The 15378-nt window shown below is 68.6% G+C and carries 13 protein-coding genes and 4 pseudogenes; 6 read left to right on the forward strand and 11 right to left on the reverse strand.

Going from position 1 to position 15378, the window contains the following annotated elements; translation table 11 throughout:
* The first annotated feature begins 255 nt into the window (after positions 1-255).
* Positions 256-1726, forward strand: a pseudogene (locus ABEB00_RS17515) (NF041680 family putative transposase).
* Between the two features lie 84 nt (positions 1727-1810).
* Here ABEB00_RS17515 and ABEB00_RS17520 read toward each other — a convergent pair.
* The 3 genes from ABEB00_RS17520 to ABEB00_RS17530 all read right to left on the reverse strand — a co-directional run bounded on the left by ABEB00_RS17520 (position 1811) and on the right by ABEB00_RS17530 (position 4245).
* Positions 1811-1969: a hypothetical protein gene (locus ABEB00_RS17520; RefSeq protein WP_345620679.1), complete on the reverse strand. Its 159-nt coding sequence runs from the start codon at positions 1967-1969 to the stop codon at positions 1811-1813.
* 338 nt (positions 1970-2307) lie between these two features.
* Positions 2308-3084, reverse strand: a complete 777-nt coding sequence (locus ABEB00_RS17525; protein WP_345620681.1) for a lipase family alpha/beta hydrolase — start codon at positions 3082-3084, stop codon at positions 2308-2310.
* Positions 3085-3378: 294 nt separating this feature from the next.
* The gene (locus tag ABEB00_RS17530; RefSeq protein ID WP_345620682.1) at positions 3379-4245 is read right to left on the reverse strand and encodes an esterase/lipase family protein; all 867 of its coding nucleotides are present in this window, start codon (positions 4243-4245) and stop codon (positions 3379-3381) included.
* 342 nt (positions 4246-4587) lie between these two features.
* Here ABEB00_RS17530 and ABEB00_RS17535 point away from each other — a divergent pair, with 342 nt between their 5' ends.
* The gene (locus ABEB00_RS17535) at positions 4588-5583 is read left to right on the forward strand and encodes a helix-turn-helix domain-containing protein (RefSeq protein WP_345620683.1); all 996 of its coding nucleotides are present in this window, start codon (positions 4588-4590) and stop codon (positions 5581-5583) included.
* Between the two features lie 670 nt (positions 5584-6253).
* On the opposite strand, the pseudogene ABEB00_RS17540 reads toward ABEB00_RS17535, so the two are convergent.
* The 6 genes and pseudogenes from ABEB00_RS17540 to ABEB00_RS17560 all read right to left on the reverse strand — a co-directional run.
* Positions 6254-6427: pseudogene (locus tag ABEB00_RS17540) on the reverse strand (IS5/IS1182 family transposase); the annotation flags it as partial.
* 51 nt (positions 6428-6478) lie between these two features.
* Positions 6479-7270, reverse strand: a complete 792-nt coding sequence (locus ABEB00_RS17545; RefSeq protein WP_345620684.1) for a recombinase family protein — start codon at positions 7268-7270, stop codon at positions 6479-6481.
* Between the two features lie 86 nt (positions 7271-7356).
* Positions 7357-7512: pseudogene (locus ABEB00_RS36070) on the reverse strand (zinc finger domain-containing protein); the annotation flags it as partial.
* A gap of 231 nt (positions 7513-7743) precedes the next feature.
* Positions 7744-8697 (reverse strand): FAD-dependent monooxygenase, encoded by a 954-nt coding sequence (locus tag ABEB00_RS17550; RefSeq protein ID WP_345620685.1) that lies wholly within the window; start codon positions 8695-8697, stop codon positions 7744-7746.
* Complete coding sequence (locus ABEB00_RS17555) at positions 8694-8936, reverse strand: hypothetical protein (RefSeq protein ID WP_345620686.1); 243 nt, start codon at positions 8934-8936, stop codon at positions 8694-8696. Before ABEB00_RS17555 ends, ABEB00_RS17550 begins: the two co-directional genes overlap by 4 nt.
* Before the next feature lie 99 nt (positions 8937-9035).
* Entirely contained in the window at positions 9036-10538 is a 1503-nt protein-coding gene (locus tag ABEB00_RS17560; protein ID WP_345620688.1) for an MFS transporter, read from the reverse strand.
* Positions 10539-10702: 164 nt separating this feature from the next.
* Here ABEB00_RS17560 and ABEB00_RS17565 point away from each other — a divergent pair, with 164 nt between their 5' ends.
* A complete protein-coding gene (locus tag ABEB00_RS17565) occupies positions 10703-11179 on the forward strand; it encodes a MarR family winged helix-turn-helix transcriptional regulator (RefSeq protein WP_425586520.1) in 477 nt (158 codons plus the stop codon).
* Between the two features lie 237 nt (positions 11180-11416).
* On the opposite strand, the gene ABEB00_RS17570 is transcribed toward ABEB00_RS17565, so the two are convergent.
* Together ABEB00_RS17570 and ABEB00_RS17575 are read right to left on the reverse strand one after the other, a co-directional pair.
* Positions 11417-12067, reverse strand: a complete 651-nt coding sequence (locus ABEB00_RS17570) for a hypothetical protein (protein ID WP_345620689.1) — start codon at positions 12065-12067, stop codon at positions 11417-11419.
* A 171-nt stretch (positions 12068-12238) separates the two neighbouring features.
* Positions 12239-12397 (reverse strand): annotated as a pseudogene (locus ABEB00_RS17575) (transposase); the annotation flags it as partial.
* Positions 12398-12797: 400 nt separating this feature from the next.
* Between ABEB00_RS17575 and ABEB00_RS17580 the strand changes: the two are divergent.
* The 3 genes from ABEB00_RS17580 (at position 12798) to ABEB00_RS17590 (ending at position 15368) form a co-directional block, all read left to right on the forward strand.
* Positions 12798-13088 (forward strand): hypothetical protein, encoded by a 291-nt coding sequence (locus tag ABEB00_RS17580; RefSeq protein ID WP_345620690.1) that lies wholly within the window; start codon positions 12798-12800, stop codon positions 13086-13088.
* A 21-nt stretch (positions 13089-13109) separates the two neighbouring features.
* A protein-coding gene (locus ABEB00_RS17585) for an IS5 family transposase (protein WP_345620912.1) occupies positions 13110-13966 on the forward strand; the annotation gives its coding sequence in 2 pieces (ribosomal slippage) (positions 13110-13478 and positions 13481-13966; 855 coding nt in all).
* A 118-nt stretch (positions 13967-14084) separates the two neighbouring features.
* The gene (locus tag ABEB00_RS17590) at positions 14085-15368 is read left to right on the forward strand and encodes a transposase (RefSeq protein WP_486389428.1); all 1284 of its coding nucleotides are present in this window, start codon (positions 14085-14087) and stop codon (positions 15366-15368) included.
* Positions 15369-15378 lie beyond the last annotated feature (10 nt).

Consider the following 15378-nt stretch of genomic DNA (forward strand, 5'->3'; position numbering starts at 1 on the left):
GGCTCCACGGTGAAATAGGACACATCCCACCCGCCGAATACGAGACCAACTACTACCGCGCAACCACCAAATTCCAGGTCACAACCACAACCTGAAGTCTCTACCGAACCCGGAACGGTTCACCTTGTCATTTAACGACCGGCGTCGAACGCTGCTCGAACTTGATCAGCGTTTTCGCAGTTCGGCGGACATGTAGGCGGCCTTCGTCTGATCCTGTGCTCCGTCACAGAGTGGATCAGCGCGAAGGCCGTGGTCGTGAGTTTGGTGCATCAGGGTGTCCTGCGGGATGCGTTCGCGGAAGTGTCACACTTCCGGTCGGAGCTGTACGCGTGTCTGACCGTGCGGGGCGACGCGTTGTTCGAGTTGTGCGACGCGCTGCTGTGCACGGACGGGCCGGTGCGGACGCTGGTCGATCTCGCGCTCGCGCCCGAACACCGCCGTGGTCACGGGGCTCTGTACGGCGGACTCAACCAGGGCCGGATCGACGTCGCCCGGCTGCGTCGGGCCCTGGCCGGGGTGCCGCTACCGAAGGCGGCGGACGGCCGGCTCGTGCTGGCGGTAGACGTCTCCCCGTGGCTGCGGCCGGACGCCAACACCTGTGCTGACCGGGCCTTTTCCCACACGTTCGGCCGGGGTGAGGGCAAGCATCAGATGGTGCCCGGCTGGCCGTATTCGGTGGTGGCCGCGTTGGAGACCGGCCGCACGTCCTGGACGGCGGTGCTGGACGCGGTCCGCCTGGAGCCCGGCGCCGACGTCGCCGCGGTGACCACGGTGCAGATCCGAGAGGTTGTCGAGCGGCTGGTCGCGGCCAGCCAGTGGCGGCCGGGTGATCCGGAGGTCCTTGTCGTGCTGGATGCGGGATACGACGCTCCGCGCATCGCCCACCTGCTGGGTGACCTGCCCGTCGAGATCCTCGGCCGGCTCCGTTCGGACCGGGTGATGCGGCGTCCGACGCCCTCCCGCGAAGAGTTCCACCTGGCCAACCCCAAGGGTGGTCGGCTGCCCAAGCACGGCGGCGAGTTCGTCTTCGGCGACCCCACGACCTGGGGCACCGAGCAGGCCGTGACGGTCTCGGACACCCGGCTCTATGGGAAGGCGACCGCGCAGGCGTGGGACCGGCTGCACCCGCGGCTGACCCGCCGGGCAGCATGGCTCGACCACGACGGGCCGCTGCCCATCATCGAGGGCACCGTCATCCGCCTGGTCGTGGAGAAGCTGCCCAGCGGCGGAGTCAACAAGCCGGTCTGGCTGTGGTGGTCGCGCACCGGCGCCACCGAAGCGGACGTCGACCGCTGCTGGCAGTCCTTCCTCCGCCGTTTCGACATCGAGCACACATTCCGCCTGTTCAAGCAGACCCTCGGCTGGACCAAGCCCCGGCTCCGCAGCTCGGAAGCGGCCGACCGGTGGACCTGGCTGGTGATCGCCGCCTATGCCCAGCTCCGGCTCGCCCGCCCCCTGGCCACCGACCTCCGCCGGCACTGGGAGAAGCCGACGGAGCCGAACAGACTGACACCCGCCCGCGTCCGCAAAGGGTTCAGGAACCTGCACGCGAAAACCGGGTCTCCGGCCGGTGCACCGGAACCGTCCCGGCCCGGGCAGGCCGCCAGGCTCGAAGAACCGCCGCCAGGCCACCCGGCATGACGTGGGCAGAGTCCTCTCCACCGGCGAGGCGTTCAGTCGTCCCGCTCACCACAAAGTCGGCACGAAACCGCGTCGAACTGGATAAATGACAAGCTCACACCCTCACACCGCGCCTCGCCCGCCTGGGGAAACGGGCTGTGTGCCACACAGGAGCGCCGTGGTGAACGGTCTACAGGACCGTGCCGTGGAGGGCGCGGCGGTCGCCGGACATCGCGTAGCGGCGGGCGGCGAGGCTGTTGTCGAGGTCCTCGCCGATCTGGTCGCACAGCGGGGCGAGGACGTCGGCCGCCTTGGTGTCGGACAGGTACGCGGGGGCGACTTCGAGCATCTACTCCCCGATCTGCTGGGTGGTGGCGGCGAGGGCGTCGAGGACGCGGCGCAGCTCGGTGAGCGCGGGATCGGCCGGCGGATCGGCGAGCGGCGGGGGCGGTGCGGTGCGGACGTCGCGGAGGCTCTGTCCTGCCCGGTTCGTGCCGGGCAGGACGGGCCCCTTCCTTAGGGCTCGCTGACTGAGTGGTGAGGTGGGCCGACGGCGGGCGCACCGTGTGCCCGGGCATCCATGTGGTTATGAGTGGGGGTCTTGCTGAAGGGGAGTGGCTCCTTCGTAACACAACCCGGCAGGCGCGCCAGCGGGGTTGTGCCTTGGTCCTGGCGACAACGGGTGACCTACCACTTGGTTGCCCAGTACAGGGCGTTGCTGGTGGCGCGTACGGGGGCTGCCCCGTTTGCCAGCGTGGCCCAACGGCTGCTTCCGTAGTTGCGGTAGTACAGGCGTTTTGATCCCTTAGCCAGGACGCGCAGTGCGCTGTGTCCGATGCCCTCCGATTTGTGGTAACGCACCAAGTGCTGGGCGCCGTCGGTGGTAGGTGTGGCGCTGTTGCGTGACACCGTTTTGTCGGCGTTGGAGCCGATGAACGTCCAGTCGGTCTTCGTGGGTTGCGGAACCTGCGTGGAGTGCAGCCAGGTCATGAACTGCGAGCCGGGCAGCATCTGTCGGCACTGCAGGTCCGCTCCGAAGATCGAGTCGCAGTCTCTACCCGTCCCGTAGTGCGGGGTTCCCAGGGTGACTGCGTCCTCGACGTAGAGAAACGGCGGCCAGTTCTCCTCGGGGTCGTGGTAGGTGACCCCCAGTACGGCGGCCCGGACGATCAAGCCGCCCATCGAGTGGCCGACCAGGTCAACGCTTTCGCCTTTGCTGGAGTGGTTGCGGTAGATATCCCAGGCCAGTCGGCGGCCGAGCTCTTTCAGGCTCAGGTCGCGGTCGCCGTCCTCCGGCGCGAGGTTGATGTTGCAGAGGGCATCTGCTGTATAGAAGCCGACCTGGACGAATTGTTCCTTCTTCCAGCCCCAGCCCTGCATCGCCTCGATGAGGCGTCCCCACCGTGACTCGCAGTTCACCCCCTGCGAGATGGCAATGGGGTTGTAGCCCTTGACGAGGTACACCGTCTCGTTCGAACTGTCGGTGCGAGGCGGGGGCGTGGCCGCAGAGTCTGCGGCTGCGCCTGGAACGTTGAGCCCTATCAGTGCCGCGAAGCACATCGCCGCGATGGTTAGAGCGCGTTGTCGTCTTGCCATTGTGTCCCCCCTGGTTGTGGTGACGGAGCGTTGTCACGGCAGCGGTGGTGGCGCGTGGCTCACCACCGCTGCCAGCGGGCCTGTTCAGTGCCGCTCAGGCCCCGTCGTTTGTTGTGATGCGCACGTCGACGGCTGTGCTGGTGGTCACTTGCGGGAGGCGGGTTACCAGTCCTTCTCCCAGTACAGGGCGTTCATGGCAGCCCGGATCGGCGCGGCACCGTTCTGTGTCTCCAGCGGCGGCGTGGGCCAATTCCTGTAGTTCATCGCGTAGGTGCCAGTAGTGATGTCCGTGAGGGCCCCGTGGCTCCATCCGTTGCTGCCGGGGTACCAGACATCGTGAGACGCAGACATGCGCAGAGCGGAGTCGTCCACGACGTCGTCGTCAGCGGCACCGATCAGCGTCCAGTCCGTGCCCTGCGTCCCTTGGGGGCTCTGAGCGGCCCAGTCGAGGAACGAGGACTCGTGCCTCATGTCCTGGCACTGGCGGGTGCCATATGCCAGGGAGCAGCCGATCCCGGCAAGGGTGCTCAGTCCGTCGTGCGGGGTGCCCAGCGTCACGACGTCTTCGACGTAGAGCTTGGTCGGCCATCCGGGCAGCTTCTGCTGCACCCCCGTCAGGGCCGCCCGCACGATCAGGCCGCCCATGGAGTGGCCGACGAGGTCCACCGATTTGCCCTTGGAGGTGTACCGCCGGTAGATGTCCTTCGCCAGTGCCCGGCCCAGCGAACGCAGCGAGGCGTCGGTCCCGCGCCTCGCGATGGTCACACTGCAGCCCCTGTCCCTGGTGTAGAAGCCCACGGTGTGGAGCTTCCCCTGCCAGCCCCATTGCGTGAATGCGGCGGTCGCCGGCTTCCAGTACGTCTTGCAGTTGGCCCCGGGCGGGCTGCCCTTGGAGTAGCCCTTGACGAAGTACACCGCCTCGGTGTTGCTGTCGTCGCGAGCGGGCGCCGCCTGCGCCGGGACCGCCGCAGTTCCCAGGACTAACGCGGCGATCGCGGCCGCGAGGAAAGCGCTCCATCGTCTGATCACAGTTTCCCCCGTTTCTTTGTCCCGATGGCGTCCTCGCTCCCGCCGGACGCGCCAGCGAGGACACTGCGCATGCGCATAACTCACCCTTCTCGCTAGCCCGATGGACTCTCGCATGTCCACGGGCTGGTGCCCGACATGCTGCAAAGCCCGTGAACGAACAGCGGACCTCGAGTGACAACACCGAAGTCGGTCTGTGCCGAGGATTTCCGCACAATCATCGGGCTGACAAGGAGAAGCTCCGTTCGCAACTGTTCGGAACTACGCTCATCGCGTTCCGAACGCGCTCGAACAAGGCCGGTTCAGCCGTTGCCCAGTGATGATCTGTGGGGTCATGCTGAGGCAATGAGCCAGAAGGGAGACGGCCTTGCCAAGCCACTGGAAGATCCACCACAACCTACGCAGGCCAAAACGCCTGCCGAGTTCACCGCGGCACTGCGCACACTGCGCATCTGGTCCGGCCTGACGTATCGCCAACTCGAGGGCAAGGCCTCCACACACAGCGACACCCTTCCAGCCAGCACCATCGCGACCACTCTCGGGCGTGTCACCTTGCCCCGAGAACGGTTCGTTGACGCCCTCACCCGAGCGTGCGGCCTCAGCGACGAAGAAGCGCAGAAGTGGCTCGAGATACGTCGTCGCATCGCCACCACCGAGCCCGCAGCACCCGGTGACGATCCTGATGACAAGCCCGACGGATCACTCACCGACGCGCCGGCCCCCGCGCACGTCCCGTGGTGGCACCGGACTGTTGGTTTGCTCGGCGCTGTCGGGATCGGCGTCGCGGGCACGCTCGGCGCCAGCAGTCTCTTCTCCAACCAGCCCACGCACACCTCCCTGCCCGCAATGCCCGTGACCGGACTGCGCATGCTGGCAGTAGGCAGCTGGGCGCACATTCATCCAGCTCGCACACCAGAGCTGTGCCTCACCGAAGGCAGGGACCGAACCGGCCGATACCCAACCGCGATCGCCGCACAACGATCCTGCGAGAAGGCCATCCAGCCGCGCGTGTTCCTCGAACCGCTGGGCAAAAACATCGTCCAGATCCAGTGGCATCACCCGAAGTACGGCATCGGCTGCCTCACCGTCCTGGCGAACGGGCCGGAGCGCAACCTCCTCGAACCTCGCGACGACTGCGCCAGCGACAACCAGGCCCAACAATTCTGCCTCGAACGCTACGGCCCACCTGACACCGCCCATTTCCGCATCCGCCCGGTCATCACAGACCAATGCCTGAGCCTGCGTGACCAAGACACCAAAGAGGGAGCGGAAATCGTCCAAGGCCGCTGCTCCGGCGCCGCCGACCAGGACTTCCTGATCAAACTGACCCCGCCTCCGTAAGCCGCTGTACTCAGCTTGACTCGTCCTGGCGAAGTGCGGGGGAACGGTGGGTGTTGAGGATGTCCCGTACCGCGACTCTGGGCCGCCGAGTCGGATGTGTGCGCGGACGAGCAGATCGCGAGTGTCCTGCCATCCGAAGCCCTTGCGACCGGTGTTGCAGAGTGGCTGGAAGCGGGGCCCGGTATGATCAACCCCGGGATAGATGCCTTGGCTTGTAGCAGAGCACGGACGCGACGGATATCCGGCGCCGGGTGCGTCCCCAGACCCGGAGCACCGGCGTGTGTGCGCGTCGGCCCCAGGCGCGTGCGCGGGGCGGCGACATCACCGCCGACCGCGGCAACAGCCCCGTGCCTCGCCGTCGCCGGGGTCGAGCAGATGCTCCAACAACCTGACCCACGTCCCGCGCGGGCGAGGTGCTCACGGGAGGCTGCAGAAGGCAGGCAAGAAGAAGCCGAACGTCTACCTGCCCAAGCACCAGTACGTCCTGGCACCGACGACCCTCTCCCGGCACGCTGTCGTACACCACCTGCCCCTGTCCCACCTGAACGCAGGGCACTGCATCATCGCCGTCATGCTCCTCATCTCGATCATCCGCGAGACTCAGGAACGCTATGACGGCATCCGGGACGACTTGCTCATGCAGGCCAGCGGCTAGGGCGCATCGTTTGGATCAGCGGGCTGACCAGAGGAAGATGCCCGCGACGTGGAGGCCGGCCAGGTAGATGGTCGCGGTCTTCTCGTAGCAGGTGGCGATACCGCGCCATTGCTTGAGGCGGTTAATGCACCGCTCGACGGTGTTGCGCTGCTTGTATGCCTCTCGGACGAAGGCAGGTGGGCGCCCGCCCCGGCCCTGTCCTCCCGAAGCTGCCGCGAAGTGACAAGTAGCTCTTTGTGATCAGAGTGACGCCGAGTCAGGCGCTGCGGGGCGAGGTTCGGGGACCGCGCCGGTCCGGCTGGCGGCGAAGTCGGCGTGGGCCTGCTCGACGGCTTCGGGGTATGCCTCGCGTTTGGCGTGCTCGGTCAGCGCTCGGTAGATACTGGCCGCCGAGGGGTTGTATCCTTTGCGCTTGCCGGTGGGGATGAACAGGTCGGGCTGGATCTGCTCGACGGACTCGCCGCCCGCGCGGCGCCGGAGGACGGTGTGGAGCATGTCGTCGGTGATGACCGGGGGCCGGCCGCCGTGCTTGCCCTTGCGGGCCGCGGTGTCGAGGCCCTCCAAGGTCGACTCGCGGATGTTCTCCCGCTCGGTCTCCGCCATCGCGGCGAAGAACGCAAACAGCAGCTTGCCCGGCCCGGTGGGGTCGTAGATCCCGGGCAGGGGCCCAGCGAGCATCTCCAGGATGAGGCCGTGGGCGGTGAGGTGGTCGGCCAGCGCGGTGAGTTCGGCGGCGTCGCGGCCGAGGCGCTTCATCTCGTACACGGTGAAGATGACCCGGCAGTGCGGGGCATGCGCCTTGACCTCCCGCGCGCTCAGCAGCGCCTCCTCGAACCGGGGCCGGACCCGGACGCGGGTGCTGATCTTCTCGCTGAAGATCTTGTCCCGGGGGATGCCGTGTCCCGCGAGCGCGTCGAGCTGGGAGTCGAGTTCCTGGCCGAGGGTCGAGCAGCGGGCGTAGCCGATGCGGATGTTCGCGCCCGGCAGGTCCGGGTCGATCGGCGCGGGGGGGGCGGGGTGACGGGCCGCCATGGCCGGCCCGGCCCGCGGTCGGCCGGAGTCGGCACCCGCAGCGCCTTCTTCAGCCGGGGCACCATGGTGAAGCGGCGGGTGTGGTAGGCGGAGGCGACGGCGCCGCCGCGCGAGCGGCAGGGCGATCCGGGCTGGGCATCACACTTCGGGCAGGTGTGCGCTTCGACATCGTCGCCGTCCGACCGGTCGGCCTTCGGGGGTGCTGAGGGTTCGTCATGAGCCCGGATTTTCGCACAATGCAAGTCTCAGAAGGGGGTCCGCGCTACTTCCGGGTGAGAACGGGTTCTGAGAACGAAACCGGGCCCGGAGGCGGTCCGGCGACCCGTTCCTGATCTTGCTCGGGCAAAGGACCGTTTATGAGAACCGGACGGTGCGGTTGCGGGCCTGGACGCGATGATGCGGTATGGATGCGGCGACCTGAGTGCTGAGAGCGGCCGTTTGCGCTGGTTGCTCCCAGGAGAGTGCCATGACCGTTAGAGGCCGTATGGAGGCAGCGTGAAGGTGTCGGCAGGCGGTACGAGGAAGCGGTTGAGGGCTTTGGCGATGCGGGACCGGGAGGCGGCGCGCAGGACGGTGTTGAGGGCGTGGATGCCGGCCCGGGTGCGGGGTGAGGCGATGCGGGGCACGCCGGGCGGCAAGTGCTGGGCGCGGGTGACGTAGGGGCGGAGGATGTGCTCGTAGCGGGCGAACGCGATGCCGTGATGCGCGTGGTGGGCGAGTTCGCCCGCCAAGACGTAGGCGCCGGTGGGGGCGAGGCTGGTGCCCATCCCGCTGAGAGGTGAGGCGCAGTACGCGGCGTCGCCGACGACGGCGACGCGTTCCCGGGCCCACGAGGGCATGCGGACCTGGGTGACGGAGTCGAGGAAGAAGTCGTCGGGGGTGCCCATGGCGGTGAGGATGCGCGGGACCTCCCAGCCCGCGCCGATGAACAGGCGGCGCAGGAGCTTCTTCTGGGCGTCCGGTGCCAGGCGTTCGTCTCCGCGGGGCGGGGAGGGGTAGGACAGGGAGGCGCGGGTGGTACCTCGGTTGTCGGGGCGCGGGGTCGCTGTGCGTCCTTGGGTGGCGTTGTGCCAGCGTGCCCAGGTGCCGTCCGAGGGCTGGCGGAGGATGGTGAAGTACGCGGTCGTCAGGCCCACGGGGCGAATGTCGGTGGTGTCGCCGAAGATCAGGTCGCGGGTGCGGGAGCAGGCTCCGTCGGCGGCGACAACGAGGTCGAACGTGCGGTCCGGCCCGTTGCGGAAGGTGACGTCGACTTTCTTCCCGGTGTCGGACAGCTGGGTGATCTCGTCGTCGAACAGGTACTCGGTGTGCGTGTGGGTCGTCTCGTAGAGGATGCGTGACAGGTCGGCGCGCAAGATCTCCAGGTCGGCGATCGGGCCCTGGCCGCCGAAGGTTCCGCTGGCGAAGGCGGCTTTGGTGCGGTTCACTGCGTCGACGAAGCGGATACCTTCTTCGCGGGTGGCGTGGGCCCGGAGGGTGCGTCCAGGCCCATCTTGCGGGCGACGTCCCGCCCGGCACCGCGCAGGTCCACGGTCTGTCCGCCTTCCCGCGGGGCGGGGGCCCGCTCGACGAGGGTGGCCTGCATTCCGTGCCGCCGTCCGAGCCAGTGGGCCAGGGCCGGACCGGCGATGCCGGCTCCCGCGATCAGCACGTTCCGGTGTGTCATGACGCTCCCTTCCAACTTCCTCGCCGTTTCCCGCCTCGGGTTGTGGCCCCGGTGCGGTCCGTTCGGGGGCGGCCGGGGCCGCACGGCCCCGGCTTGGGCTCAGATGGCGAGGTGCTGCTTGGTGCCGGAGTCGTCGGCAGTCGTCTCGGGGGTGATGCCGTGCTGCTCTTCTTCGGGGCGGCCCTTCTTGGGCAGCAGGAAGGTGATCGTGAAGAAGACCACCAGCAGGCACGCCTGGACGATCAGCGCGCGGTGGAAGCCGCCGCTGAAGTCACCGGTCTTGACCTGGGCGAAGAACACCGAGCCGAAGACCGCGACGCCGATGGAACCGCCGATCGCCTGGACCGCCGACAGGACACCGGAAGCGGAGCCGATCTCGTCGTCGTCGACCGCGGCCAGGATGAAGCTGAACAGGGCGGCGATCACCATGCCGGCGCCGACGCCCGCCACCGTCGTGCCGGGGACGATGTCCCAGATCGAGAATGAGGCGGAGTCCAGGCCGTCGAGCTCGAACCACAGCACGGCCGCGCCGGCCAGCTGGACCAGCGGTCCGATCTGGAGCACCTTGCGGCCGATCTTGTCGGCGAGGAACGCGCCGCTGATGGCGCCGCCGATCGCGGTTCCCACGGCGAGGGGCAGATTGCCCAGCCCCGCGTCACCGGCAGTGAAGTGCTGGCCGATCTGGAGGAACAGGGTCAGGACGAGCTGGGTGCCGATCAGTCCGCTGAAGAACAGGGCGATGCCGCCGAGGCCGACGGTGAAGGCCGGCTTGCGCAGCAGACCCGGGGTCACCAGCGGCTCGCGGCCCGCAGCGGCCGTGCGGCGCTGCTGGAGGGCGAAGAGGGCGAAACCGATCGCCGAGGCGGTCATGGACAGCCACGTCCACAGCGGCCAGCCGTTCTCCTGGCCCTGGTTCAGCGGCAGCACCAGCAGGGCACAGGACGCCACGATCAGGGCAGCACCGGTCATGTCGACCCGTACCGCGCGGTCGCCCGCCTTCCTGGGCACGAACTTCGCGGCGACGATCAGCGCCGCGATGCCGATGGGCAGGTTGATCAGGAACACCGACCGCCAGCCCAGGCCGAAGAAGTCGCCCTCGATGAGGAAGCCGCCCAGGACCGGGCCGATGATGCCGCCCAGGCCGAGGACGGGTCCGAAGATCGCGAAGACCTTGGTGAGCTCGGGACCGGAGAAGTTCTCCCGCAGCAGGCCCAGGCCCTGGGGCAGCAGCAGCGCTCCGGCGGTGCCCTGCAACAGACGGAAAGCGATCAGCGACTCGATGTTCGGCGCGATCGCGCACAGCAGCGACGCCGCGGTGAAGGCCGCGAGTCCGATCAGGAACATCCGGCGCCGGCCGTAGCGGTCGCCGAGGCGGCCACCGAGCACGAGCCCGGCGCCCAGGGTGAGGGCGTACCCGCCGATCACCCACTGCAGCCCGACGGAACCGGCACCGAGGGACTTCTCCAGGTCCGGCCCGGCGACGTTGACGATCGAGGCGTCCAGGAGATCCATGATCTCCGCGACGATCATCACCGCCAGGATCAGCCACCGCCACCGGTAGGGCTCGGTCGTCTTGTCAGGGGTGGGGGACGGGTCACGCACGCCAGATACCTCCATGGTGAAGTAATTCCATCATAAAGGTAAAGTGGTGGCGGTAGGTTGTCAAAGCGGGGTGAGTGGACCGTGCGGACCGCGTGGCAGAAGAGAAGGGCGAAGGCGTGGAGGAAGCAGTGCGCGACGATGTCGCGGAGCAGCGTGAGCGGCTGATGGAGTCGCTGAGGATCTACGGCGGCCACTACGCCGAGCTCAGCCGGCGCTTCGCCGCCTGGCTGGGCCTGCACTCCACGGACGCGACCGCGGTCCTGGAGATCGCCGCCGCCGAGGAGCGCGGCACCCCCCTGTCGCCGGCGCGGTTGAGCGAGCGGATCTCCCTGTCCTCGGGCGCCACCACCGCGCTGCTGAACCGCCTCGAAGCGGCGGGGCACATCACCCGTGCCCGCGACCACTCCGACCGGCGCATCGTCACGCTGCACAGCGGCGGGCACATCCAGGAGAGGGCGGACGAGTTCTTCGGCCCGCTCGCCAACCGCCTCGACGCCTCGATGTCGCACTTCCCGCCCCAGTTCCTGGAACAGGTCGAAACGTTCATGGCCGACCTGAACACCACCATGGACAGCCACCTCACGGAACAGGACGCGGTGACACCGCGCTCCCCCCACACCCCTGATGGACGAACTCCCTGACCGGCTCGCTCCCAGCCAGCTTCCCCTCACCCGCTCATCCTCTTCGCCCGCGCCCCGCCCCACGCACCCGAGCGGCAGCCGCCTTCGCGACGGGGCCGACCGGGGCTACTCCTCCTCGTCACCGTCCTCGGGCGCGTCCGGATCACGGAAGGGCCGCAGGCCCTGGCCGGGACCGCTGGCAGTGATGTTGAACAGGTATCGGCCCAGGAACCCGCTTCGGCGCCGTCCGGCTGCTCGTCAGGCCGGGGCTGTGGCCGGCTCGCCGCTGCGCGGGCCGGGCACCGAAGCCGCCACGGCGGCGACGAGGTCCAGGTGGGAATTCATGTCCAGCTCGAACCGGCCGTACGGGTTTACGTGCGTCCAAAACAGCGGGGACAGGGCCCGCCGGTCGGCGTCCTTCTTCTCCGCCCGCGTGTTGATCCGCTGCACCAGCTGGATGAACAGCTCCACCAGAGAATCGGTGATCTCCGTCTGCCGCACATGACACAGCGCGGCCAGCAGCGTGTACCGCACCGGTCCGGCTGCCGCCCGCAGGTCCGAGGGGTACTCCTTCGACGCCCGCGCCCGCCACGCCGCCACCAGCTTCTCCGACACGTCCCCGAACAGCTCCGGCGCCAGCTCCAGCGCGCGCACCCGCTGGAGCTTGTTCACCTCCGCCAGGAGACTGTCCAGGCCCAGCGCGCCGGGGTCCGCCTTCAGCTCGGAGAAAAACGACACGCCGCCGCCCGCAGACTCCTCGCCGCCGGCGTCCTCGGCGACCAGGTCGTCCAGCCGGGAACGGGTCGCCGCCGACAGGCGGTCCACGGTGGCCGCGCAGAACTGTTCCTCGAAGGTGCTGACCGCCGAGCCGACCAGGCGGGCGATGCGTCCCGGCGTCGGCGGCTCCATCCGGTCGCCCCGCAGCGCACGACCACGGCCTCCGCGAGCCGGTCCCGGTTCAGCTCCACCCCGCACAGCTCCGCCGCCAACCACTCGGCGAGCTGGGCCTGGTCCTCCGCAGTGCACTCCCGGAACCCGAACGCGCCCCGGATCTCCACACGGTGTCGCTTACTGATCGTTTCAGAAAGAGGTTCGCAGGCGGCGGAGGCATATGAGGATGCAGGCCAGTTCGAGCGGTCCTTGATGGAGATCCGCGCGTTGCTCGTAGCGGGTGCGGAGTCGTTTGAACTGGTGGAGCCAGGCGAAGGCGCGCTCGACCACCCAACGGACCTTGCCCAGCCACACCCGCACGATGACGTCATCGGCCAACCCCATCGATCGCATCAACTCGACGACCGACCGCTCGTCCCCCACAACCGCCCCCGCTCCCCTGCACACAGCCAGTTGCGCGGCACTGTAAACGGACCCACTGACAACGAGCCCGAAGCCCAGCCCCGGGGGACCACACTCCACCCGCCGGCCGACGCCCCACCGGGCTGCTCCCAACACACAGCAAGCCAAACGAGGTAAAGGAAAACAGGTACCCTCGCCTGCATCACCGCAGATCAAGAAGTGTCGTCCCCGCGCCCGCGGGGGTAGCTCGTCCTTCTCCACCTGGCTCCCGCCCGGCCTCTAGGGCGTTTCGTTTGGATCAGGGGGGCGGATGATGGCGGTCGTTCGTGGGTGGCAGTCTGGGGTCATGAGATCCTGGGACACCGCCCCCGAGGACGAGCTGCGGCGTCTGCTCAATGAGTGGGACCCGATCGGCGTCGCTGACGATGTGCGGGACGAGTACGACTGCATGCTCGCTCCTCTGCTCCAGCGGCTTCGTTCCGGCGCCGACCGGGCCGCGATCGGTGAGTTCCCGCGGCGCGAACTGGAAGATCACTTCGGTCTGGACCCTCTGGGCCTGGGGCCAGACGTCATGGCCACCCGAGTGATCGACTGGTGGGCTTCGACCAGCCCGGCTGGTGACGTGGCCGGCGCATAGCCGCTCCCTTCCGATCGTCTGATCGTTGGTCCGGGTGTGCCGTTGACTGACGCGCGGTGGGCGCGGATCGAACCGTTGCTGCTGGGTCGCACACCGAAGCGGGGTGGCCGGTGGCGCGATCACCGCGAAGTGATCGACGCGGTCGCGTGGAAATTCCAGACCGGGTCGCAGTGGGGGCACCTGCCTGAGAAGTACGGCAACTGGCGGGGCGTCTACAACCGGTTGCGGATGTGGGCCGCGGATGGCACGTGGGAGCGCGTGTTCACCGCGCTGATGGCCCAGGCCGACGAGGAAGGCGGCCTGGACTGGGTCGTATCGGTGGACTCCACGCTCGTCCGTGCCCACCAGCACGCTGCCGGAGCCCGGAAAAAGGGGCCCCGGCGGGCGAGCCAGCGGACCATGGCATCGGCCGGTCTCGCGGAGGACTGACTACCAAGATCCACCTCGCGGCCGACGGCCGCTGCCGCCCATTAACGTTCGTGTTGACCGGCGGGCAGGCCAACGACGCGCCGGCCTTCACCGAGGTGATGGCCCGCCTGCGCGTCCCCCGCCGCCGGGGCCGCCCCCGCACCCGGCCCGACGTGGTCCTGGCGGAGGCGTATTCATCCCGCGCGATCCGCAGGCACCTGCGCGGCCGTGGCATCAGGGCTGTCATCCCCGTCCGGGCCGATCAGAATGTCCACCGGCTGAGGCGCGGCAGCCGGGGTGGGCGCCCACCTGCCCTCGACCGAGAGGCATACAAGCAGCGCAACACCGTCGAGCGGTGCATTAACCGCCTCAAGCAATGGCGCGGTATCGCCACCCGCTACGAGAAGACCGCGACCATCTACCTGGCCGGCCTCCACGTCGCGGGCATCTCCCTCTGGTCAGCCCGCTGATCCAAACGAAACGCCCTAGTTGACTCTGTCGGGGATCTTGGAGTTCCTCGGTGCGGCAGCATGATCAACGGGCATGCTCGGGTGGTTCCGCCGACCGATGTAGTTGTCGAGGTGCCCGTTGTCCCTTCGCCCACGTTCCGGTGAGCAAGTCCCTTCTCTGACCGCGCGGATCGCGCGGGCGAGCAACCCGGGCGGTACGACGGCGATATGGGTACGCGATCGCCTCGATGGGCTGTGGTGCGACGAGGACTTCGCCGACTGGTACCCGCGGGATGGGCGCCCGGGGCTCTCGCCTGCTCAACTGGCCACCGTCTGTGTGCTGCAGTTCCTGCTCGGCCTGTCGGACCGGCAGGCCGCCGAGGCGGTCCGCTGTCGCATCGACTTCAAGTACGCCATGGCAATGGAACTGGACGATCCCGGGTTCCACCACAGCGTGCTGGCCGACTTCCGTGACCGTCTCGCCGAAGGCGATCGCGCTGACCGCCTCCTCGACCTCGCGCTGGCCCGCCTCACGGAGGCCGGACTGGTGCGCGAGCGCACCACGCAGCGCACCGACTCCACCCACGTCCTGGCCGCGGTGCGCGACCTGACCCGCCTGGAGCTGGTCACCGAGGCGGTCCGCGCCGCACTCGAAGAAGTGGCCGGTATGTCCCCTCACCTGCTGGACGAACTGGTCGATGAGGAGTGGGGCCGCCGCTACGGTCGGCCAGTCCGCCTGGGCAAGACCCCCAACAAGCCCACGACCAGAATCCTGGCCACCGGGAACGATGCCATCCGGCTCCTGGAACACCTCTACCGGCACGGAGCAGGCCGCACGTCCGGCCCTCGCGTCCAGGCCCTGCGCCAGATCATGGTGCAGAACTACCACCGTGACCAGGCAGGCCGGCTGCGCTGGCGCACCGCCGAGAAGGAAGGCGGACCCGGGCTGCCACCCTCGTCCCGGGCAGTCGTCTCGCCCTACGACACCTCGGCCCGCTATGCGAGGCACGGGCACATCATCAACTGGAAGGGGTTCGCCGCTCATCTGACGGAGACCTGTGCTCCCGACGGCCCCAACGTGATCACGACGTGGCCACCACCGCGGCCACCACCCACGACAGTCAGGTCCTGCCCGGCATCCACACCCGTCTGGCGCGGCGCGGGCTGCTGCCCGCCGAGCATCTGGTCGACGCCGGCTACACGTCCCTGCCCCACCTCGAACAAGCCACCCGTGAACACCAGGTCACGGTCTCCGGGCCGCTGCGGAGCAACCCCACCCGCCAACACCGGCAGAACGAGGGCTTCGCCCGGGACGGCTTCCACATCGACTACGACCGTCAGCAGGTCACGTGCCCCCAGGGGCAGGTCAGTGCGGGCTGGCACGGCCCTCACCCGACCTCGTCACCCACCGCGGCCCCGCTGATCGTGGCCAG

The organism is Streptomyces ziwulingensis, from assembly GCF_039542605.1.
GTDB classification, from domain to species: Bacteria; Actinomycetota; Actinomycetes; order Streptomycetales; family Streptomycetaceae; genus Streptomyces; species Streptomyces ziwulingensis.

Coding starts and splice junctions, on each gene's coding strand:
- ABEB00_RS17570 (WP_345620689.1), bottom strand. CDS start 12,067: ATGGAGCCGCCGACGCCGGGACGCATCGCCCGCCTGGTCGGCTCGGCG.
- ABEB00_RS17535 (WP_345620683.1), top strand. CDS start 4,588: ATGAGCCAGAAGGGAGACGGCCTTGCCAAGCCACTGGAAGATCCACCA.
- ABEB00_RS17555 (WP_345620686.1), bottom strand. CDS start 8,936: ATGACACACCGGAACGTGCTGATCGCGGGAGCCGGCATCGCCGGTCCG.
- ABEB00_RS17580 (WP_345620690.1), top strand. CDS start 12,798: ATGAGATCCTGGGACACCGCCCCCGAGGACGAGCTGCGGCGTCTGCTC.
- ABEB00_RS17565 (WP_425586520.1), top strand. CDS start 10,703: ATGGAGTCGCTGAGGATCTACGGCGGCCACTACGCCGAGCTCAGCCGG.
- ABEB00_RS17520 (WP_345620679.1), bottom strand. CDS start 1,969: ATGCTCGAAGTCGCCCCCGCGTACCTGTCCGACACCAAGGCGGCCGAC.
- ABEB00_RS17545 (WP_345620684.1), bottom strand. CDS start 7,270: ATGGCGGCCCGTCACCCCGCCCCCCCCGCGCCGATCGACCCGGACCTG.